The organism is Lacipirellulaceae bacterium (genome assembly GCA_040218535.1).
Classification (GTDB): Bacteria; Planctomycetota; Planctomycetia; order Pirellulales; family Lacipirellulaceae; genus Adhaeretor.
Window position 1 is genome coordinate 2123344 of sequence record JAVJRG010000005.1, and the last position, 22018, is coordinate 2145361.

Genomic DNA, 22018 nt, shown 5'->3' on the forward strand with positions numbered 1-22018 from the left:
CATCTTCGAAAGAGAAACAATCATGAATTTCCGTACGCTCGTAACTAATCTCGCGGCCCGCGCTCTGCTCGCCGCCGTCGCACTGCTGGCTTCTACGAACGCCGCCCGTGCCGAGGACTTACGAGGCGGCCTCTTCGCCGGCCTGTCCAACCTAGACAACTACGCCAACGCTCAGCTCGACGCATTTCAGGATGAGGCTGGCTTCGTTGGCGTGCTTGAAGAGAACCAAGTCGACGGGCCAAGCCTTGTGCCAGTCACCCTTAACAGTAACTTCACCTTTGGTACCGAAGAGGACAACGGCGTCTTCGCCATTTCCGGCAACGCCTCGGCGCAGTCCGTTGCCGGCATCCTGCGCGCCTCGGCTCGCACCACGGTTACCGACAACACCGTTTCCGACTTCAGCGTCCCCTTCCTCACTGACGATAGTGACGACCCCGCAGGCATCCCCACGACCGCCGGCTTTAGCGCCTATGCCGGATTCACCGATCGACTTCAATACGGCGGCACCGCCACCAACTACGGCTCGCGGTTCCTCTTCCGCCTCACGGGCCGTATCGACAACCCCGGTGCCTTCGTCGTCGTCACGATCCAACACGCTGAACAGCCCGCCCAGTCCTTCTTCTTCACCGAAGTCGGTATCTTTAACGAGGTCGTCTCCACCGAGGCTTACGTACACGGCGGCGGCTTCCAGGAACTCTCCGTCGACATTCAGGTCTCCGCCGACGCTGACCCCATGTTAGACTTGGACGGCGACACACTCGCCGCCGACTTCAGCAACACCCTCGAGATCATCGGCTTCGAGCTCCGCGACGCCGACACCAACCAACTCCTCACCAACGAAACCGTCACCACCTTCGCCGGCGGCACCCTGCCGATCACCGCCATCCCCGAGCCCACCGCGATCATCCTGCTTGCTATCGGCGGCCTCGCATTCACTAGGCGACTGAGAGGACATCGCTGAGAATCCCCAAACATAGATTATTCCTCGGCGTTCTTAGTTCGCACGCTAGCAACGCGAAACAACATTTTCTGGACAGTTAGAATTCCATTCGTTCAGGACACCAGTCAGGTAGCATTGAGAGTGATCAAGAGATTTCAAAGCTCGCTAAGACCCACTCCGTCCATCAGCTCGAATTCGCTGCTCCAGGCGAGTCTCAACCCGCACGTCGGTTGCTCGCACAAACTCCTGCCTCGCCATCTCCGCAAGATCATTCAGGAGCTCGTCACTGGCTTCTTGCGGCGAGGCCACGACGAGTTGCAATTCTTGCCCCTGTTGGGATCGCAGTAGCTTGACCTCTAGGACTCGCGTGTCAGGTTCTTCGGCCACGCGCTGGGCGACCGCCTTTCGAAAACTTCGGGGCAACTGCACGGGAGAGATCCATTCGTAGATCCCTAAGCCTGCCATGATGACCACAAGTGCCGCCAGGGCACGGGGAGCCCACGAGGAAACGAAGCTATGCGCGTGAGCGCTGCGTATCCCCACCGCCCATAAACTGCAAGCGGCGCCCAGAATGATCGCCACGATGTTCGTCAGAAAGAGCAGTCCGGCCCCGAACGCCAGCTCGAGCCTTCCCATCGCTAAGCAGATTCCGGCAGTCGCAATCGGCGGCACCAAGGCCGCGGCAATGGCCACACCAGGCAGTGCGGACAACAGATTCGGCCTACCGTTGGCATAAGCCGCGGCCAGTCCGCTGGCGAATGCGATGATGAGGTCGGGGACCCGTGGCGAACAGCGGGCGAGCATCTCAGCGGTTGGTGATTCTGGTTGGACGAGCAGACCCAACAGAGCGCCGACCGCCAGCGCAACGAGAAACCCTCTCGTCACCGCCCCGACCGAAGACTGGGCCAAAAGACGGTTTCCTTGAACGAGCGCCAGCCCGGCTCCCAGCAGCGGCGTCATCAGCGGTGCGACCAGCATGGCTCCGATCACCACTGCCGTGGAGTTCTGCAGGAGCCCTAACCCGGCGATCAAAGTCGAGAGCAGAATTAGCGCGACAAAATCCACGTCCCAGCGAGAACTTCGATGCACCCGCTCCACAAGATCAACCCGACGGCCACGATCGAGTTGCGGGACGATATCGCTCACCACCCGACGGCACGCAGCAACGAAGCGGCTTCGCCAAGGCGCTGAGGGCCGAATAACAATCGTTGTCGGTCGAAGTTCTGAGGAGACAATCTGCTCAGTGATCGATGAAAAGAAAAAGCGATGGACAATCGAATGATAGCTCGCCCCTAGAATCAGCAAGTCAGCCCGATCGTTGGCTTCATCCTTGATCCCGCTGATCACCTCGTCACAGACGAGGGATCGCGTAGCGACCCGCTCCTCTTGATCATCCGCGTACCGATGGACGAGCTTTCTGATCGTACGCTCACCCACAAGTGCTGCCGATTCGTCGACATCCTCTTGCAGATAAATAGCCTCAACTTGGCCATCGCAGTCCTCGGCAAGATCGGTCGCTAAGCGAATCGCGTCGGCCGTATTCCGTGATCCGCGTGTTGGAACAACCACCCTGTTGCACGCCAACGGATCTCCCTCGCCCAGGCAAAGTTGCAAGGTGGTGCAGGGCGCTTGCAGAAACAACTCTCGCTGTAGGGCAAAGTCTGCGGACTTACTCTTCGAGCCTCGATGCCGCGGGAGGATCAGAAACTCCGCTTCGACTTCCAATAGGTCAGCAAGAATGGGATCAACCGGCTCGGCAAGTCGTACTTTCTTGAGCTTGCAATCTGAAAGCCAAGGTTCTGCGTCTGTGTGTGCCTTCTGGATGATGCCAGCAACTTCTTCAACTTCTCCGCTTTCTGAGAGACTCTCTTGCCCTAAGTCGACCGTTTCGAAGACTTCCTTCTTCGACTTTCGCACATCGTAGACGACCAAATTCTGACCGCGTGCCGAGGAAATCTTCATTGCCCACTTGAGATAGAACTCAGGCTGAAAATCTTGGGGGATAATTAACGCGACACTCATGCAGATTCAATTCGAAGAGGCAGAACCGAAAGGGGATGTCAGGCAATGTACCCTCCCCACCGATCGTTTGCCATTCTGCAATCTGGGAATGTAGGCATGAAAAACGCCGTAGAACCGATTTGGTTCTACGGCGATGGAGGAAACTCAGTTCTCAAACACGCGACTACGGAGTTGTCGAAGAGTTATCGTCATCATCAGAGTTGTGAATCGCGACAGGAATCGCAATGGCTGCAGCGACCACGCCGGCGACAACCAAGGGGTGCGTCATCGCTTCCTTGAACCCGCCATATCCGGCTGCCACGGGGCTGCCACAGTACGTTTGGCCACGCACAATCTGTTCGCCTGAGATCAGCATCACGCCCTGGTTGGCCTTCGGCGGAGCGGCCGCTTGCTTCCAGACGCGACAAGGCTTGAGCTGCTTACCAACCTGCAATTGGTAACTGCCTGTCGCCACGTTGTCGAAACGGAATTCACCGCGCGCGCTCGTTTGCACAAAACGAGTTTTCTTGCCTTGGATCAAAGCCACCTTGGCCTTCGCTTGAGGCTGTCCCTGGACGTTGACGATCTCGCCAATGAGCCGACCGTTGGCATCCAATGCCACGTCTACGGTCTTTACCGCAGGTTGAGTGATTTGTGTCTTCGCTTGCACCTGAGGTGCGACGACAGGCGGTTTCGCCATGACCTGCATCGGAACAACCACTGTCGCTGCGGCCACCCATGCGCATGTCCGCTGCCACCATGTGTGACGTTTCATCTCTAAAATCCTCCGGAATTCCCCCCGACGTGAGAAAACTCGCGTGGGTCATCGCCCACACCGTTGCCGCGGAAAGTAGCAAACGGGCGATCATGTCGCCATAGCATCACCCACCCAGCGCATAAAAAAAGCCGCCTCGGTATTTCTACCGGGCGGCTTCGGATGTCCCGCATTGCTAGCAACGATTAAGGACCCGTTGCTGCGTTGTCGTCGTCGTCATCGACTGCTAAAGGAATCGCAACCGCAGCGGCAACGATACCGGCAGTCATAATTGGGTGAGTTGCGACCCAGTTCGTGACCGTAGCGAAAGGACCAGCACCATGGTTGCCCAACACAGCCTGATCACCGGCAACTGCCATTAGACCAGTGCTGGCGGCTGGTGGAGCCGTTTTGGGTGCCCACAGACGGTACGAACCTTGATGTCCGGGGGCAGCTACTTGGTAAACTCCGCCCTTCAGGTGAGCCACAGTGAATTCGCCTTTGGCGTTGGTGGCGACGCGGATGATTTCGCGACCGTTCTTTTGAATCGAAACGGGAGCGGATGCTACAGCGGTTCCCTGCGGAGTCATAATTTGTCCCACGAGAACGCCGCCATCACGGAGTGCGATATCCGAGGGTCGAGCTTGCTTAGCCGCTGGGGCTGCCATCGCAATTGGTGAGATAAGCATGCTGGCACAGGCGACAGCAGCGGCAGCAAATTGAATCTTGATTCGTTTCATTGTCTTGAAATCCTTTTCAGAGTCCGCACAGGATAGTTTCAGAAGAGCTTCGCCTTCAAACAGCTTCCTTTCGACTCCGAATAGCTCGCAGTTCCATCCAGAGTCGCTTGCCGCTGAGACCTCCCACCAGCGCTAGCGTCAGCTACGCCGAGAAAGACTCCGCTTTGAGAATCATCGGCAGCCGGGCGAGCTGTCTGTAGTCAATCGAGCTGACTATTCAGGGATTCCACTAAATCGTCAGATTCTTCCTATTCTGCCAGGCTCAAAGTCGCATAGCGAAGGTGACGCAGGCTGCTCAGCCGCGTCGCCAATGCTTGAAGTGCTGGACCATCTGAGTATCCAGTCGGGGAAGCTCCGCACGTAGTCGCTCAGAAAGTCGTCCGGGAGGATTTCCTCGGCGAATGTCGGCCAGAAAGTTGACCAACACACGATGGCCCTCGCGCGGCCCATGAAGCAGAAAATGGGTCCATGCCCAGGCGAAACGGTACTCTGAGGCCCCCATGTCTCTCAGATCACGAGCCTGCTCAAGGGCTTCAATCTTCTGAAGCCGACCAAGCCGCAGGTCCCAACGCAGACGCGCGAGGTGGGGATTTCCGAAGGCACGCCCCTCTGCAGGCACCTCGAAATACTCAGCTAGGCCCTCGTCCAACCACAGCGGAACCATCGCCAGATTGCTGTGCAGCAAGGCGTGCGTACATTCATGTCTTAGGTCGACCCCGAGTTCTTCGTGATGGTAGGCGTAAACCGAAGCTGCCGTTCCGCGTTGCACGTACAAGGCTCGACGGTAAGGCACGCGAGGGAACGCTTGCTTCAGGTACTGACGGTGCGAGTTCTTATCGCTGAACAGATACACCTCGACCGGCGTCTCGGCGGGGGGAACGCCTAGAGTACGTTGGAGTTCGAATTCTAGATGGCCCAGATTGGCGAACGTCTGGTCGTAGTCGGCCAAAGGAAAGGCGGCCGCGATCTCGAATGGGCCGTACCTGCGACGGTCGAGCCAGCCCGCAGTTGCAGCGCGTGTCAACCTTTCGGCGAGCAGAATCGAGCCGCCCGCGGCTAAGCCGCAAGCGGATTTTAGAAAGTTTCTTCTCGTGAAGTTTCTTCTGGTGCAAATGCCGGGCATTAGGCCGCCTTCCCGGCAAAGAAACGACGCCAACCCTTGGTTTGAGTCTGGCGTCGGCCTGGGGTCACATCCTCACCGGCGGCAACCAATGCGGGATTGTCACAGCAAAGTTCAATGGCAGTCTCAAGACCTGCGAGTTGACTCAGTCGATCGAAAGACCGTCGCATCTTAGGCCGACGCGATCGCACGCCGTGGGCGTCAGTCGCTAGAAAATGAACCAGCCCCTCGGCAACCATCCACTCAGCCAGCCGTCGCGGAGCTTCTCCCATCCCCCCAATCAGGCTGCTAGCCGTCACCTGCATCAAGCAGCCTGCATTGACCAGATGAGGCAAGACGGTCGGATCTCGCAGTAAGCCTTCATTCCGTTCAGGGTGGGAGAGAATCCCCACCATGCCCATGCGTCCAAGTTGCTCTAACACGCCTTCGAGCGGAAAGTAAAGCTCGTGCGGCAACTCAAGAAGAACATGCCGCCTACGATCCGCTAGCGTTAACACTTCGCCAGTCGCTAGCTTCTCGAACATGCCGTCTTCGATTCTTACATCAGCCCCCGGCAATACCTGCAACCGCGACCCGTGAGCGGCGAGCTGTTGCTGTAGTTCCTCAGTGCGTCGCTTGAGATCGTCGCCGTGATTGTGGGAGTTTGCTCCGAGTTGATGAGGCGTTAGAATCATCGCCCGCGTGCCGCTCTTTTCAGCCATCTGCGCCATCTGCAGCGTGGTCGCCAAATCGGGAGAGCCATCGTCAACCCCAGGTAGCAGATGGCAATGGATATCGACGAACGAATGCGACATAGCGCCTCCAAGGGAAACCGATTAAGCGTGGCGGCGGAGTATAGCGATGGCCCCTAGCTGGTCAAGCCAGACGCATTCGTCACAACGACCAAGAATGCCCCGGAATCAACGCGACCCGAGCTAGCGTCTCAGTCTCGCGCCGCCCGTCTCGAATCGAGACGAAGACCGGGCCCGACGACCCTCAGGAGATCAGAGAGCACTCCACGCGATGTATCGCAAATGCTTTATGAAAATGAACTTACGTAACATGAGAACTCGCAATCATTGAATTGGCACGCACGTTGCATCTACAGGATATCGTCGCATCACGCGACGGGCATCAACGAGCAAGAAGGCAACTTTGCCAGCTCGCAGCGATAGCCCGACTTATCTAGGGATAGTACCAAGGAGTGAGACCATGTTAGTTTTAAGCAGAAAGTCAGGGGAAAAAATTCACGTCGGTGACGACATCGTTGTCGAAGTTAAGCGAGTCACCGGGACACGCGTCACGATTGCCATTCAGGCCCCGCGTGATCTGCGGATCCTTCGCGGTGAACTAAAGCAAGCGGCCACTGAATTCGAAATCGAACTGCCTGAAGATAGTCAGGGGTCGGAACAGCCAGCCGCGATAGCATCGACTGAGAAGACGAGCGAAGCGGAAGATCGGCTCCGTATGACCATCGCTGCTAGCGATGCGTTTCTGTCCGAGCACCAGAAGCTAACGAGCCTCAACCCTACAAGCCTCGACATGGGTAATACGGTGATTAGCTAGATAAGTCTGCATTATGCTCATTAGAAAGTGATCGCAAGCAATCAACGAAGGAATGGGCCGCTTCCAAGGCGGCCTTTTCTTTTGCCAGTAGGATCGGGTGATGCAACAGCAGGGTCGAGTTCGCGTAACATTCAGACCAGGTTAGGGGAACAGGTTTCCGGCAGCGTCGTTCTGACCGTTTGGCGAACCCGCGAAACCCTTCACCAATTGGCAAGCCCGCTTCGCGCGTTTTCGCGAGCAAGCTGCTCCTTACGTCTGGATCCTTCCCAGCGGGGACCAGCGACCACGCATGCTTATAGAAGGCGGGGGAGTCTTCGTCGTTGATTTGCACCGGACGAAGAAGGTCGCCCGCCTCTGCAGTAACCTCTCTGACTTGGGCAAGCCGTTTCGTTCGAGTTTGATTTCTCTCACGCAGCTTTCCAAGCTGTGGCAGCAAGACAGCCGCCTGCAGTTCACTTAACGGAAACGCATCGTTCCCTCGTTCCTGATGTCGAACGATCCGCTGCTTGATGGAGGCATCAGCAGTGAGCACGGCACCACCACGACCGGCCGTTAAGAGTTTGCTGCCGCCAAAGCTGAGAACCGCCGCGTCCCCCCATGTGCCCGCCAATTTTCCGCCTACGGTAGCCCCCGGCTGTTGGCACGTGTCTTCGACGAGAGCCCAGCCGTGCTTTTGCGAAATCTTTTGAAGAGTAACAACATCAGCAAGCCCACCATGGAGGTACGAAACTAACACCGCCTTCACTTCACTGCTTGCCGCTTCTTCCACTTGCTGGGGATCAAGCGACCACGTTTCCGGCTTGATATCAACGAGCACGGGTCGGGCACCGATGGCTTCAACGGCTCGGAAATTACCTGGGAAGTCATAACCGGCGAGAATCACCTCGTCACCCGCCTCAACGCCGCAGCCTCGCAGCGCCAGCTCCACGGCAATCGTCCCTGAGCTACAGAGTGCAACGTGATCCAGCGAGAAAAAGTCGGACAAGGCAGCCGTGAGTTCTTCTGAGTTTCCGCCGAAGTAGCTTCCCCAACTTCCGTCTTGAAAGGCCTTCTCTAGGGCCAGCCTCACTTCCTGATCAGCAAGCGGCCAGGGATAGCTCCCACTTGAATGGTCGTCAGCATCTTCTCGCTCATGTAAGCTGAATGTCACGGTGCTCTAGACCACTATGCTTTCGGAAAAAACGATACAGGTGATTACGTGATGCGATTCTTGATGATTGGGGGCTTTCTCGGTGCCGGCAAAACGACCACGCTGGCTCGTCTCGCACGGCACTACGTTGCTGCCGGACAGAAAGTAGCACTCGTCACCAACGATCAGGCCTACGGACTGGTCGATACTCAATCATTGCGTTCGCAAGGCTTCGACGTTGGTGAGGTCCCCGGGGCCTGCTTCTGCTGCAAGTTCACGGACCTCATCGACACCGTGGCTGAACTCTCTGCAGAGCATCGCCCAGACATCATTCTTGCAGAACCGGTCGGCAGTTGCACAGACCTAGTCTCAACAGTCTTGCGCCCCTTAGCCAACCTGTACGGCGATGATTACGAACTGGCCCCCCTCGCGGTCCTCTGCAAACCGGAGCATGGCGAGCGTATTCTCGAAGAGGGACACACTGGCTTTTCACCCCAGGCTGCTTATCTGTTCCTGAAGCAGCTAGAAGAAGCTGAGCTGATCGTGCTGAACAAGATCGATAAACTCGACGCGCCCAAGAGAGAAAAACTCTTGCAACTATTGAGTCAACGCTTTCCTGAGAAGCCGATCGTTTCCCTGAGTGCCAAGGAGGGGCACGGTTTCGAGGATTTTCTGGGGCACCTGGAGGGAACTTCGTCGCTAGACCGACCGGCCATGGAGATCGACTACGACATTTATGCTGAGGGAGAAGCGGAGCTTGGCTGGCTCAACGCAACGGTGAAGGTAACGGGCAAAGAATCCAATGCCAGCCCTTGGCCCTTGGACGGTTTTGTGGCAGCGCTCGTCGAGACTCTCGCAATGGATTTCTCCCGAGTTGAACTCGAGCCTGGCCACGTGAAAGTGCTCGGATCCTCACTCACCGAGGAAGGCAACCTTGTAAACGCTGTCGCAAACTGGGTCGCACTTGGCGAGGCGGTCGAACTCTCCGTAGCTTCAAATAGCAACGTCGAGGAGGCCGATATCCTCATCAATGCTCGCATTGCTAGCGATCCAACAGCCATTGCAGATACGGTCGCCTCAGCAATCGAAAGGGTTGCAAAGTCTAGCAACTTAGCCAGAGAACTTATCAGCCTGCAGCACTTCAGCCCGGCCCGCCCCGAGCCAACCCACCGAATGACTAGCTAGCTGTCTCTCACAGCGAAGGCAGAGGTTGACCGCACGGTGGCGATTTCCTTATTCTCCCGCTGCGCTAATGCGCCGCCTGCAAGCAAGGAAGCTGCAGGCTCAGGATCAGAGCACTCGATGGGGCCAGGATGGCCAAGCCGTTACCCAAAACAACCCGCCAGCAAACTTCGCAGAGCGCCCTACGTTACTCGCAGGTCGTTTGCTTGCTGCTGCTACTCGCTGCAGTCCCTGGTTGCGCATCCTCAAGCCGCTGGGTCTCACTCCGCAACACGCCACGCAACCCACTCACAGAAACGCTCGGACTGGTCACCCGTCAGGGTCCCAAAGCAACGCCGCGGACGATGCAGCTTCTGCGGCGGTACGATCTTGATGAGAAGAAGATCGACAACGGTGGAGAATTGCTCTCCGAGCTCAACAAGATCGACAAGAACGATCCTCAGCGAGACCATCTCTATGCACTGGCGGAGCTCTCCTACGTCGGTGCCAAACGGGCAGAACGATCCCATGATGAGGAACGCGCGTTAGAGCTCTACGGATCGTCGGTTTTGTACTCGTATCGTTACTTGTTTGACAACGAATATCCCGTCGCGAGTAATCCCTACGATCCCCAATTCCGCCGCGCGTGCGACCTTTACAACACGGCGCTCGAAGACACCTTGCGTATGGTCACGCGTCAGGGCAAGCTGCAACCCAACACCACACTTAATATCAAGACCGCCAGTCACGATTGCAGCATCGACGTCGTTCTCAAGAGTGACGGCTGGCACGGCGAAGATTTCGATCGCATCGAATTCGTCTCTGACTTCGAGGTGCACGGCCTAAGGAATCACTACCACAACTTCGGCCTCGGAGTGCCGCTGATCGCCGTGAGAAAGCACCACGAGGACGCCGACCCTCGCGAGGCTTACTACCCGCCTGATCTTTCGTTCCCAGTCACCGCTTTTTTGCGAATTGAGTCCAACCCGTCGAGCAAGCTCAGGCGAATCGCCAATGATCCGCGTGCACCGCTCGTTGCTGCGGCCGATCGCTCGGGTTATCAACTGAAGGCAGTCCTGGAGCTGCGCGACCCGCTCGACGAGGCTTCGATCGACATCGCCGGCAAACCGGTACCCTTGGAAACCGACCTGAGTACCCCACTAGCTCACTACCTCAGCCAACCGGCTCTCGATGACAACAAGGTCTCAACGGCTGGTCTGCTGAAACCAGAGAAGGTGGCCAAGCTCAGCGGGCTGTACATGCTTGAGCCTTTCCGCACAGACAAAATCCCTGTGATCATGGTGCACGGCTTGTGGTCGAGCCCGGTGACTTGGATGGAAATGTTCAACGACTTGCGCAGCGATCCGGCGATTCGTGAGAACTACCAGTTTTGGTTCTATCTCTACCCGACCGGCCAACCTTTCTGGTTAAGCGCTGCGCAGATGCGTGACGACATGGCACAAATGCGTGCCTCGCTCGACCCGGAGCGAAAGCACGCCGCTCTGGATCAGACAGTGCTAGTGGGGCACAGCATGGGCGGATTGGTGTCGCGACTGCAGACCATCGATAGCCGTGACCAGTTCTGGAGGACGCTCAGCGACAAGCCGTTTGGCGATCTCGAAGCGGAGGAAGATGTCAGAGACGAACTTGCGAACACTTTCTTCTTCACGCCCAATTCTTCAATCCGAAGAGTGGTCACGATTGGCACCCCGCACCAAGGAAGCGATGTGGCAAACGACGTGACGCGCTGGCTAGGCAGAAAGCTAATTCGAATCCCCAGCATGATGATGCAACAGAGACACGAACTCATCACGAACAATCCGGGATACTTCCGTAACGACGCGCCGCTAGGCATCTCGACCAGCATCGACTCACTCTCGCCGAAGTCTCCACTTTTCCCGGTGATGCAAGCTTCGGAGACCGGCCCCTGGGTGAAGTATCACAACGTCGTTGGACACACCAAGCCGAAAGGCCTCAGCAGCACGCTGATCTCAAAAATCGCTGGCGAGGGAGACGGGGTTGTCGCACTAGAAAGCGCTCGATTCGAGTCGGCCGTGTCAGAAATCGTGGTGCCGTCAGACCACGTCAGTGTGCATCGTCATCCGGCTAGTATCCTTGAAGTCCGACGCATCTTGATGGAACACATCGAGCAACTACGAGCTTTCCCCTATGGCGGACCAACTGGCAGTGTCGAGCTTGTCTCTGGCGATGGTCAATCGAAAAGCAACTCGCTGCCTTCAGTGGCGCCTTCCTTGGCAGGGCAAAGCGACGCGGGCAACCAGCGTTTCGGCTCAGGCAGTGCGGGGCCAGAACGCACCGCGAGAGATCAAAACGCATTCCCTCCAATCGGGCCCGCTTCCTCGTCCACCGCAGGGCGACCCCCCGCCGCTGTTGTTCGTTAGTCTGCTTCGCGACCATCGCGAAACGGTAACGCTAGAGCGAACCTAAAGCGTGAGGGGCGGCAGGAACACTGCCTAAACTCCAACGCGAGAATCTAGGAAGTCGCGCATCGTGACTGCGGAAATCGTCGCTGCTCCCAGGGCCGATTCTTCACCGGAGCGTGACGAGTCGTCATCTGACCAGTGCAAGGTTGACCTGCGATGATCTTCGCCCTTGGGCGTAATCTCTTCTACGAAAGGTGAGCCTTGGGCGACTGGAGAGTGCAGTCGATTCTTCGTGACACTCTCTGAAGCAGAGTTGTGCATCTTCGAAGTGACTTTCTCAACTTCGGCTTCGTCCGAGCTATCAAAAACCAATTCGCCTCGCAGCACGCTGATGTTCGAAGGTGCTTGGATCCCCAGGCGGACCGCTTTTCCTTTGGTGCGAATCACGGTGATGGTGATGTCCTCGCCGATACGAATTTGTTCGTTTTGCTTCCTTGTAAGAACCAACATGCGACACTCCGTTCACTTGGTAGAAAAGTAAGGTGGCGTCCGATCACTTCGAAGCCACGCGTTTGACACGCCAACACAGTACGCACTCGCCATGCCAACGTTCAGAGAACGGCCAAGAAATCGCCGAAACACGCCGCAGATGCCTGCCAGGCAAGGCTTTACGCGAATGCCGGCAATGACAGCATGTACACTCTTACGGTGTACATTTGCCAAAGAATTGCAAAAACGGGGAGAAGAGCTGACGGTTAGCGAAACTTCGCGGTCGAGAAGCGGATGCTGTTAGCACACAAGATGGCCCGGAGGGCCTGAATAACCCTAGCCGGAAGCGTGAGCTTCCGGAAAAAGAGCAAACACAACGTCGAACAGGCCCGAAGGGCCGACACCCTCCTGTAAATTCCTGAGCTTCGAAGCTTGTATCGACCCTCCGGGTCTTACGGTGCCTCACTACAAGAACCCCGGAGCCTGACGGCCCCGGCTAGGGCTGTAACTGCCCTCCGGGCATTATTTAGTGCCTATCCTGCCCATGAGAATTCCCACCATCGCAAACTTAGAAGACAAAGGTCGTCGATCTTCATTATCAGTTCTTCGACGCATCCAACTTATCGCGAATCTGTGCCGCTAACTCGTACTGCTCGGAAGCGATCGCCTCGGCGAGTTGCTCGGCAAGGGTCGGCCCTAGCTCGTAATGCTCGATTACCGACATTCGCATCTCGCGGAGCTTGTTGACGAAAAGATCGTCGTCGAAGCGATCTTCTGCTTCGTGTTCGAGGAAGATCTTTTCGAGCTCCTCCAGGCCGTTATCAATCAGACCGACGGCGGCGCGTGGCTCGGTCGACTCTAACTCCGCGAGGGCACCCGCCTGAATACGATGGAACATCACGAATGGACGATATTGCTCATGAAGCATCGCCCATTGAGCGTCGGGAGCGTTCGCGCTGCTGAAGTCCATCAGCCGCAGCGAATGCTCGGCATCGGCGACGGCACGGTCGTACTCTTTGAGTGTGAGCCAGGCAATCCGACGATGGTAAAACTGATAGAATTCGCGATCGATCTCCGAGCAACGCTCTTCGTCCAACTCAAACTCGGCACCTTCCTCAAAGGCGAGAGCCACCGCGTAATCGTAATACGTCGGGAAACCTTCGGGACGCTGACCATCGGGGCGATTCTCGACTTCCATTTGAAGCACGCCCATATCAACACGAATCTGCAGGAGTTCACGTTGGTCGGAGCCGACCAGCTTGCGGACGATCGGCTGGCCCGGCTCGTAATCCCACTCTCGGAGGAGTTGGTCTATATTTCTGGTTTTCTTGGCCATTGGTGCTCAGCTTCCGGCGAAAATAAAAAAGCGTCGGCTCTCGTGCACCTTTTACGGTGCACAGAACCGACGCTTTCATTTTACTCTGCACTCCCCCCACAAGGCTACCCAAGCCTCACCTGCGTCGCGGAAGCTAGCGGCACGCCACAAGAAAGTCGCCTAACCTTCACCGCCTTCGTCAAAGAGCAGGGTTTCCTGAAGCAGTTCGATCTCTTCTGCATCGTGGCGATCGACGCGATCCAGCATTTCGCCAATTCGCTCACAAAGCCCTTCGAACCGCTCTTCCTCGTATTCCGACAGCGATTCAATCTCGGGAGCTAGTTCTTCCATCCATTCGCGGAATTGATCATGATCGCGGTGGAGGTGCTCGATGCGAATCTCCATATTCGGCTTCGACTCAGACACAATCGACATGTACCCGTCGCGTTCCTCCATCTCCATCATTCGCTGGAGATGCCTATGGAACGATTTCATTGTGAATTGCAGGCTGGACAGCTTGCGGGGCATTCCGACTGCCGGGACTTTCCAATCGAGTGTCACCCGTAACGCTTGCTTCACGTGATCGAGAATCTGGTGTTCCATCCAAGTGGCGCTGGCTTGCGAGCGTGAGTCTATCGCATGCATGAGAAAGCCCTCCTTTATTGAGAGTGAAGTAGATGTGCGTTACCGACGCAGCCACGCTGGCGCGTCCTAATCGAAAATCGTTCCCCCTCCCACAACCGGATCTTGGGTGTGCATTAGTTGCCGTGCCGCTTGGCTCAGCCGATCGATAAGGTCTTCGTTAGTGGCTATCTTCTGCAGGATCAATGCCCTCCAGGTTCTGCCGCCTACGAATCTACTCAAAAGCAAGTCAACGAATACACAACTCGCATTTAGTGACAAGGCTTTCAGTCTACACTGCCAGGCTGTCTTTTGCCTAGGACACCCTCCTACAGAGTTGTCCTTTTGGGCTTCCGGATTCGCCATAAAGTATTGATGTGTCTGCCCTTAGTCCCCGAGTGCCTACGATCCTGCAGAGAGAACGAACGGCGTTCGAAGCCGCACACCTTTACTCTGCTAGTTGCGCTCAACAGGCAAAAGCAGCGAAGCTGCGGCAGCACGTAGCCCCGAGCGCAGCTCGGGGAAAGTGAGCCTCTCCTTTGACCAAGCCGCGAAGCGGTGAAAGCGCTTCAGAGGCTCCGAAGACGCTTTCACCGCTTCGCGGCTTGGATATGTTAGAGCCACAGCCACCGTTGGCTTTCGCCAACGGCTACGTGCTTACGCCGCTACGCGGCAGAACTCGTCGCAGAAGTCCATCAAAGCACCTGTTGTATGACTAACAGACATCCAACTCACTGCTACTCAGGCCGAAATCTGCGATCCTTTTTCCTATCAGACCGTTTTTTCTTCTCGGCCAATCGCCGCTCAATCGAAGCACGGCTTGGTTTCGTCTTCCGACGACGTTTTGGAGGTGTCTTGGCCGCTAGGATTAGTTGTCGCAGTTTCTCATAGCAGGTCGAGACATTACGCAATTGCTCACGATGAGTATCCGCGGAAAGGACGATCTCACCAGCCTGATTTACTCGGCTGGCGTGCATCCGTAGGAAGCGAGCCTTCACGGAACCGTAAATCGCCTGAGAGTCAGCGACCTTCCACCGCAGCACCGCTTTGGTGTTCACCTTGTTGACGTTCTGCCCACCAGGACCGCTGCTGCGTGCGAAAGAGAGCTCCAGCTCTGCGGCTGGGATGGTCGTTTCCTGATCAACGTGAAGCGGACGAGCCATGCCGTACTAGCTTCCGACAGCCGCAGCACAGGCACTCTCAAATTTCACCTGCGAATCCGTGAGCAAACGCGAGTATGAGCTCGGCTTGATCTCCGATCCTAAGAGCTCGACATCGAAGTCCCCCTCGTAACCCGCTTCCAGCAGGCCTTCAATCAGAGCGTCCAGATCGACTCGTCCTTCTCCCAGGGGGCAGCGATTGAGCTCGCGGCTGTGGGGTTCATTGAAATCCCCAAGATGAACGACCCCAATGTACGACGCGAATTCCTCGAGATTCGCCAGCACGGAGCGATCATGCCCAAAGTGATAGGCATCCAACACCAACTTCAGTCTTTGAGATTGGCAACTGTCGATGAAAGCAATCGTTGATTCGAGATCCGTTAAGAACGACCAGTCGGCAGCACAAGCCGGATGCAGCGGTTCAATCGCCAGATCAACCTCAGCGTCCTCAGCAACGTCCAGTAGCTGATCAAAAGCGATACGCAGAAGTCGCTCAGCGTTTCGGTAAGTGTGGTTGTTTCTGCCACCCGGGTAGACCACCAAGCAACCGGCGTTCATCGAAGCAGCTAAACGAATTGCTTCCGCAGCATCATCAACCGATTCAGGCATTCTCCGCCCGTCGTTGCCGGTAAAGCCACCAGCCCACATAAGATTCGTGACCTTCAACTCACTCTCAGCGAGGAGGTCAACGCCCCGTTCGAGACCGTAGTCCTCGATCTTCTGTCGCCAGACTCCGATCCCTTCGTATCCGGCTTCAAGATAGCGCCGGACATCCTCTTCGAACGACCAACGATAGGTTGTTAACTCGTTCATAGAGAGCGTAGGCATAGCTGTAAGCTTTCTATTTATCGAAACCACCTAACCTGAACATCATCGATCAGGAAATTTGGTGGGTTGGTTCTTTGGAATTCACCACACAACACGTGTGACAGATTCGAATCGAGCGTGATGGTGAGTATGTGAGACGACGCACCATGTGTAAAGCATTTTGTTGTTGTCTGACAAGAGAAGTCTCACGCCGGAAAACAACCAAGTAGTGAACCGATGTGCAAGGCGTCGCCACTCCTTGTGAATTCAACCCCAACTGTTACGCGAAATGTGGTGTGGGCACCTACCAGTGGTACTCTATTTCGATTCAGATGATTCAGCCGCGAGTTACCGAATTTGCTTAACATTCGCCGCAAGTTTTTCCTAACTCCTGAATAGTTGCCTGATCTACCAGGCAGGAAAAACGCGGCAAAATGAGTTTTCTTAGGCCTATTCAATACAATTTAGCATTGGCTAAAAATTTTGGCGGAAACACCCTAGCAAAAATGCATACTCGTGGTAGAAATTTCCCCAATAAGTTGCCGGATCAAGCCAACTTGTTATTGTGAAATTAAAGGACACCGGCGTTCTAGCGTCATCGGAGCAGCGCATGCTAGCATCCGTTGGCTAGGCGAGCCTATTCGTGGGCAATCCGGGGGGATTGTTGGCTGTGGTAACCGTGCGAGGAGATTCGCGCGAAGAGATAATCTTGGCTGTGGAAAGCTCGGCGTAAGGGCACAGCGCCTGAGATCTTCACACGAGAAGCACGGCCGAGAGCAGCTCATCGCGTTGAAACTGCTCGCTTGTTTGAAGCGCGGGGTCTCATTCTAGTCCGACGCTGTGGACTAACAAGATTCTCTGCGCTTCCTGATTGCGTTCCTCGTTGCGCCGCAATGCAGGTGCAGAACCATTGGACCGTGGATTTAGTGATGTCAAAGCGTGTCCTGATCGTCGATGATCACGAAGTGGTCCGCATTGGGCTGCGATGTCTCTTAGAAAAAGCAGGAATGCAGATCGCTGGAGAAGCCAGTGATAGCGTTAGTGCGTTGAAGTTGGCAGAAACAACGAAGCCCGATCTCATCTTGCTCGACGTGCGGATGCCTCAGACCGATGGACTTGCTTGCTTGACGAGTCTCCGCGAAAAGTCACTTGAAGTGCCCGTATTGATGTTCAGCGGCTACGACAATCCCACCTACTACGCTCGGGCACGTGCTCTCGGTGCTGTTGGATATCTGTTAAAGAGTGTCCAATCGACCGAACTCATCGATGCCGTGAACAAAGCGTTAGCGGGCGAACAGATTTGGTCACGAGAAGGAACACGTCGCGTCACGGGGGCGCTCTCGACACCCCGTTCGCAGCTTGACCTGGAAGTCCCGCTTACAAAACGCGAAGATGAAGTGCTAAAACAACTGGCCCTTGGTTTGAGTAACAAAGAAATCGCGTTGGCGCTTGGTATCAGCTACGAGACAGTCAAAGAACACGTCCAACATATTCTGCGAAAGTTGGGCGTCGCCGACCGGACCCAAGCTGCTGTCTGGGCTGTCCGACGCGGGCTCGTGTGACGCATCTCGCACGTAGGACGGCCACTCTTGGCCGTTCTACGACTTCCTATAGTGCGTAGCCTCAGCTACTTCTGAGGGAAAACCGATCACGTTAGAATAAAACTCCGTGTTTTAGGCTGACTCCACTCTCTGCTTCGGTTTCGATGTCTTCGTTCGACTTTCCCGATCTCCCCTCACAATTTCGGCAACTGCTAGGTCGATGCCGCGATCTTTATGTCTCCAGTGGCGAACTTGCCGCCCGCGAGCATGCGCAGTTACTGCCCAGCACGGGTGAGTCGTTCGTCCAACTGATGGACGATTTGCATCGAGCACTGGCTGTCAAAGTTTTCGTGACCATTTGCGAAGCTGACCGTCGCTGGAGCAAGAATGAGAAGTTTCTCGCGGAAGTCTTGTTATTTCACCTGTGGGGACAGTGGCTCGAAGACGAAGCGCTCCACCAAGCCCTCAGCGACATGTCTGAGAAGGCACTCAGCCTCAAGTGGTACGCCACGGTAAGACCCTTCGATGAACTCGCACCTCTGCGAGATCGGGTGGGAGAACTCGAGACGATTGTCACCCGCATGGCTAACGTGGTCGCTCGAGCCGACGGCCCCCTCAAGAGCAGCGAGGCGGGCCGGATCAAGATGATCCAAAATGAGTTGCACATTCATCTCCGCGAGATCCCCATCGACGAGACGAACAGACACGAAGAAGTTGAGCACGTCGGGCAACAAGCGATTGAGAAAATCTACGGCGAACTCGACAAGCTCCCCAAGACGCTTCGCAAAGACGAAAAGGGAAAACCCTCCGGCGGAAGAGACGATTCCTCGAAGTCCTCAGGTGAGAACAAAAAGGAAGAGCAAACTGAAGCACCCAAGATAACGCTCGAAGAAGCCCTGGCCGAGTTAGACCGCCTGATCGGATTGGACAACATCAAGGAGGAGGTCCGCACGCTGGCAAACTTCCTCAAGGTACAAACCAAACGCGAGGAGGCCGGCCTCCCCACGACGAAGCTTAGCCTGCACATGGTGTTTCACGGCAATCCCGGCACGGGCAAGACCACGGTCGCCCGGATCGTGGGAAAAGTCTTTGGGGCGATGGGCGTTCTTAAGAAGGGGCATTTGATCGAAACCGACCGCAGCGGCCTCGTTGCCGAGTATGCTGGGCAAACCGGCCCTAAGACCAACAAGAAGATTGACGAAGCCCTCGATGGCGTCCTCTTCATCGATGAAGCCTACACGCTCATCGCGGAAGGCGAAGATCCGTTCGGACACGAAGCCGTGCAAACCCTTCTGAAGCGAATGGAAGACGACCGCAAGCGACTTGTCGTTATCCTTGCGGGCTATCCAGATGAAATGCAGTCGCTCCTCCGCTCCAACCCAGGCCTTTCCTCGCGATTCAGCCGCAAGCTGGAATTCATCGATTACAAGCCGCTAGAACTAGCTCAGATTTTTGGGCTGATGACCGGCAAAAATAGTTACGAACTGGGCGCCGTTGCTCGTGGCAAAGTCCTGCTCGGCATGCAGTACCTCTACGACCGCCGGGACCGCCACTTCGGCAACGGACGAACCTCGCGCAACCTGTTCGAGCACGCCATCAGGCTCATGTCCAACCGCATTGCGGAGATCCCTGAGCTCTCGGTGAAACAACTGACAACTCTCGAAGCGGTCGACATCGATTTCAAAACCGTCCCCGAGAGCGTCTTCGAGCCACTCACGACCGAGGAAGGAAGAAAGGCTCTCCGCTTCCACATCGCTTGTCCCGATTGCGATCACGGCAAAGACGTGCCCCTGAAGTATCTTGGCCAAACTGTCCGGTGCCCGAAGTGCGATCACGACTTCGAGGCCGGGTGGGGCGCTCCTGTGGAAGCGAAGTCCGAGTAGTAGCGGGACAATCTTTCGGCCAGCGCGTCAACGGGCTGAGCTACCTCTGCCAGCGGCGATCCCCTAGATATCCCAGTTTCCAGGGCGTTGCTCCGCCCAAAGCTCAGAAATAGACGTTCGCGCCACCACTTTGATTCGCTGGCGTCGTAGTCTTACAAAACCGGGAGCATTGTCATTCGTTGAGTGCTTTCGAAAACTGCGAAATTCAAGCTGATTCACTACAACAACCTCGCGGAACAAAGTGAGATCTGGTTTTTGGCATAGCAGTTGCTTCCTGTAATAGCAGTAACGAAGTGACCCACACATCACCCACTTTTACCTTGAGGAGCCTCGCCATGTTCCGCTCACAGAAACTTTCAATCGCCGCACTTTCAATCGCAGCCGCACTCGCCTACACACCTTCCGCTCAGGCAAACGATGTTATCGTCGATGTCCAATTCGGGGGTGGCACCGTCCTTGGAGATCATTTGCGTGGCTATGCGAAGGCCGTGGATGCTGAGGGCCGCTACATTCGTAACCGCTCCGTAGCATACAAGACGTTCATCTCCGCACTCCGCGATCGCGAAAAGCTGATCCACGAACACAAAGAATACGTTCGCTACGAAGAAGAGTTGCGTCAGAAGGATATCGAAGAACGTGCTGAGCGTAACCGTCGCCGTGTTGAACTGGCAGAGAAGGAACTGAAGGAAAGTGCCCAGCTCCTACTCGAAGACATCCAAACTCGCCGTCACATCTGGGACGACGTGCTCGCCAAGGAAAAATACGCGGTGCAACGCTTCCAGATCGAAACGCTGCTACGCAACTGGGACGATGGCTACCCAAGCGACCGTCGCCGCCTGGAACTCTTGGTCAAAGACATCCGCGAAGATCTCCAAGCAAATCCTCCAACCGACAAGCTTGAATGGCGAGCCGCCGTCGCCACGCTCAAACGCCTCCACACCCTGGCAGAAAGTCGCGATTACAGCCCTGAGGTACAGGTCAGCATGAATCGCACCAACCGACTTCCAGCGGCTTTGACCAACCTCGTAGCCAACAATTGAACGATTCCGAGAATTTAGCCGGAACGCGTTAGCGTCCGGTTCTGTGGGCAACCGGGGGCTAACGCCCTGTGGCCGAAGCTTGAGAAGCCGGCGAGTCATTCTCGCCAAAGAGTTTGACGTTTTAGAAGCGGTCTGGGTTGTGGTACGGTAACGTGCCCATGGCGACCCCAGACCGCTTTTTTCGTGCGCACACTTCATCAGCATGACGATTGAAAGAAAACCTACCCCCGGCATCTGGCCCCGTATTCGACTCGTCTGGCGAATCGTGGCATTTATTGCGGTGACTATCGTCCTTTATGGCGGCATGCGTCTTGACCGCTTGCTGCGTCGCAAGACTGCTGCGATTGAATTCGTTAATAAATGGGTACCACGCTGGGCAGGCAGCTTCCTCTGGCTGTTTGGCATCGAACTTCATAGAGAGGGCCCCTTCTTCAGCGATGACCAACTCTACCCAGGCAAGGGCGAGGCCGGAGCGGGACGAATCTTCGTTGCCAACCATCGCTCTTCGGTCGATGTGCCCATCATGATGCACCTCTGTGCCGGTCACGCGATTAGTCGCCACGACTTGGCGAATTGGCCTCTCTTCGGTTCGCTCGGCAAACAAATCGGCACGTTGTATGTTGATCGAAGCTCGCGCCGCAGCGGTGCAGAAGTGCTGGGACAAGTCGATGAGTCACTCAAAAAGGGAGAAGGAGTGATCATGTTTCCTGAAGGAACTTCGTACTTGGGAGACGAGGTCCACGCTTTCCGACCAGGAGCCTTCAAAGCAGCCGAGCGTGCCGAAGCAGAAATCGTCCCGGTCGCAATCGCCTACGAAGACGACAACGCGCATTACTACCACGAGAAGTTCACGACGCATCTGATGCGCATCGGAACCCGGCGACGACTACAAGTGGCAGTCGTCGCCGGCGAGCCAATTGCACCCGATGAGCGTGATGCGACGGAAGTCCGCTCTGCCGTTCAGTCGCAGATTCAAGAAATGGTCTACGAAGCACGTCACATTTTGGAGCCAGATGCTTCGGTGACTCGGCAGCCCGCTAGGCCGCTGGTGGACGCTTCCCCGTAATAAGGCCGACGACGAACAGGATGATGAAAATCAACACGCACCATTTCGCAATGGTAGCCGCTGTACCAGCAAGGACGCCAAATCCTAAGACTCCAGCGATCAGTGCAATTACCAAAAAAGTCAAAGCCCAGCTCAACATAATCTACCTCCAGAAGAAGAAGTGGCACTTGATCAGGCGCACGAAAAAAGCCCGTCCGCTCAGTTGCGGTCGGGCTTTCGTAGGCCGATCGTAAAGTCGCCTGACTTATCTCATTAACCTAGGACAACAGGGCGACAATTGCAAGATACCGCCGTCCGACCCGCAAGAGTTGACATTGCGGGA

Annotated in this window: 20 protein-coding genes; 8 read left to right on the forward strand and 12 right to left on the reverse strand. The window is 56.0% G+C overall.

Annotation, left to right across the window (positions count from 1 at the left end):
* The first annotated feature begins 22 nt into the window (after positions 1–22).
* Entirely contained in the window at positions 23–961 is a 939-nt protein-coding gene (locus tag RIB44_08640; GenBank protein MEQ8616647.1) for a PEP-CTERM sorting domain-containing protein, read from the forward strand.
* 144 nt (positions 962–1105) lie between these two features.
* Here RIB44_08640 and RIB44_08645 read toward each other — a convergent pair whose 3' ends face one another.
* From RIB44_08645 to RIB44_08665, 5 genes are all read right to left on the reverse strand, one after another.
* Positions 1106–2962: a DUF389 domain-containing protein gene (locus RIB44_08645; GenBank protein ID MEQ8616648.1), complete on the reverse strand. Its 1857-nt coding sequence runs from the start codon at positions 2960–2962 to the stop codon at positions 1106–1108.
* A gap of 163 nt (positions 2963–3125) precedes the next feature.
* Positions 3126–3716: a carboxypeptidase-like regulatory domain-containing protein gene (locus RIB44_08650; GenBank protein MEQ8616649.1), complete on the reverse strand. Its 591-nt coding sequence runs from the start codon at positions 3714–3716 to the stop codon at positions 3126–3128.
* A gap of 185 nt (positions 3717–3901) precedes the next feature.
* Complete coding sequence (locus tag RIB44_08655; GenBank protein ID MEQ8616650.1) at positions 3902–4435, reverse strand: carboxypeptidase-like regulatory domain-containing protein; 534 nt, start codon at positions 4433–4435, stop codon at positions 3902–3904.
* A gap of 295 nt (positions 4436–4730) precedes the next feature.
* Positions 4731–5558, reverse strand: coding sequence for a hypothetical protein (locus tag RIB44_08660; protein MEQ8616651.1), 828 nt, complete (start codon positions 5556–5558; stop codon positions 4731–4733).
* Entirely contained in the window at positions 5558–6349 is a 792-nt protein-coding gene (locus tag RIB44_08665; protein ID MEQ8616652.1) for a CpsB/CapC family capsule biosynthesis tyrosine phosphatase, read from the reverse strand. The genes RIB44_08660 and RIB44_08665 overlap by 1 nt, the downstream gene beginning before the upstream one ends.
* Positions 6350–6746: 397 nt before the next feature.
* Between RIB44_08665 and RIB44_08670 the strand changes: the two genes are divergently transcribed.
* Positions 6747–7100, forward strand: a complete 354-nt coding sequence (locus tag RIB44_08670) for a carbon storage regulator (protein ID MEQ8616653.1) — start codon at positions 6747–6749, stop codon at positions 7098–7100.
* Here the strand turns inward: RIB44_08670 and RIB44_08675 are convergent.
* Entirely contained in the window at positions 7093–8250 is a 1158-nt protein-coding gene (locus tag RIB44_08675; protein ID MEQ8616654.1) for a DegT/DnrJ/EryC1/StrS family aminotransferase, read from the reverse strand. The genes RIB44_08670 and RIB44_08675 overlap by 8 nt on opposite strands.
* Positions 8251–8301: 51 nt before the next feature.
* Between RIB44_08675 and RIB44_08680 the strand changes: the two genes are divergently transcribed.
* Positions 8302–9414 (forward strand): GTP-binding protein, encoded by a 1113-nt coding sequence (locus tag RIB44_08680; GenBank protein ID MEQ8616655.1) that lies wholly within the window; start codon positions 8302–8304, stop codon positions 9412–9414.
* Between the two features lie 128 nt (positions 9415–9542).
* Positions 9543–11792 (forward strand): hypothetical protein, encoded by a 2250-nt coding sequence (locus tag RIB44_08685; protein MEQ8616656.1) that lies wholly within the window; start codon positions 9543–9545, stop codon positions 11790–11792.
* A gap of 72 nt (positions 11793–11864) precedes the next feature.
* Here the strand turns inward: RIB44_08685 and RIB44_08690 are convergent, their stop codons facing one another.
* From RIB44_08690 to RIB44_08710, 5 genes are all read right to left on the reverse strand, one after another.
* Positions 11865–12284, reverse strand: a complete 420-nt coding sequence (locus tag RIB44_08690; protein MEQ8616657.1) for a carbon storage regulator — start codon at positions 12282–12284, stop codon at positions 11865–11867.
* Between the two features lie 577 nt (positions 12285–12861).
* Positions 12862–13599, reverse strand: coding sequence for a UvrB/UvrC motif-containing protein (locus RIB44_08695; GenBank protein MEQ8616658.1), 738 nt, complete (start codon positions 13597–13599; stop codon positions 12862–12864).
* A gap of 159 nt (positions 13600–13758) precedes the next feature.
* Positions 13759–14223 carry a hypothetical protein gene (locus RIB44_08700; protein MEQ8616659.1) on the reverse strand — a complete coding sequence of 155 codons (465 nt, stop codon included), beginning with the start codon at positions 14221–14223 and terminating at the stop codon, positions 13759–13761.
* A 713-nt stretch (positions 14224–14936) separates the two neighbouring features.
* On the reverse strand, positions 14937–15362 hold the full coding sequence (gene arfB, locus RIB44_08705) for an alternative ribosome rescue aminoacyl-tRNA hydrolase ArfB (GenBank protein ID MEQ8616660.1): 426 nt from the start codon (positions 15360–15362) through the stop codon (positions 14937–14939).
* A gap of 6 nt (positions 15363–15368) precedes the next feature.
* Complete coding sequence (locus RIB44_08710) at positions 15369–16187, reverse strand: sugar phosphate isomerase/epimerase family protein (protein ID MEQ8616661.1); 819 nt, start codon at positions 16185–16187, stop codon at positions 15369–15371.
* A gap of 908 nt (positions 16188–17095) precedes the next feature.
* On the opposite strand from RIB44_08710, the gene RIB44_08715 reads away from it, so the two are divergent.
* The 4 genes from RIB44_08715 (at position 17096) to RIB44_08730 (ending at position 21696) form a co-directional block, all read left to right on the forward strand.
* A complete protein-coding gene (locus RIB44_08715) occupies positions 17096–17728 on the forward strand; it encodes a response regulator transcription factor (protein ID MEQ8616662.1) in 633 nt (210 codons plus the stop codon).
* A gap of 143 nt (positions 17729–17871) precedes the next feature.
* Positions 17872–19590 (forward strand): AAA family ATPase, encoded by a 1719-nt coding sequence (locus RIB44_08720; protein MEQ8616663.1) that lies wholly within the window; start codon positions 17872–17874, stop codon positions 19588–19590.
* A gap of 335 nt (positions 19591–19925) precedes the next feature.
* Positions 19926–20630: a hypothetical protein gene (locus RIB44_08725; protein ID MEQ8616664.1), complete on the forward strand. Its 705-nt coding sequence runs from the start codon at positions 19926–19928 to the stop codon at positions 20628–20630.
* A 202-nt stretch (positions 20631–20832) separates the two neighbouring features.
* Positions 20833–21696, forward strand: a complete 864-nt coding sequence (locus tag RIB44_08730; GenBank protein ID MEQ8616665.1) for a lysophospholipid acyltransferase family protein — start codon at positions 20833–20835, stop codon at positions 21694–21696.
* Here RIB44_08730 and RIB44_08735 read toward each other — a convergent pair.
* Complete coding sequence (locus RIB44_08735; protein MEQ8616666.1) at positions 21668–21835, reverse strand: DUF1328 domain-containing protein; 168 nt, start codon at positions 21833–21835, stop codon at positions 21668–21670. The genes RIB44_08730 and RIB44_08735 overlap by 29 nt on opposite strands.
* Between the last annotated feature and the right edge of the window lie 183 nt (positions 21836–22018).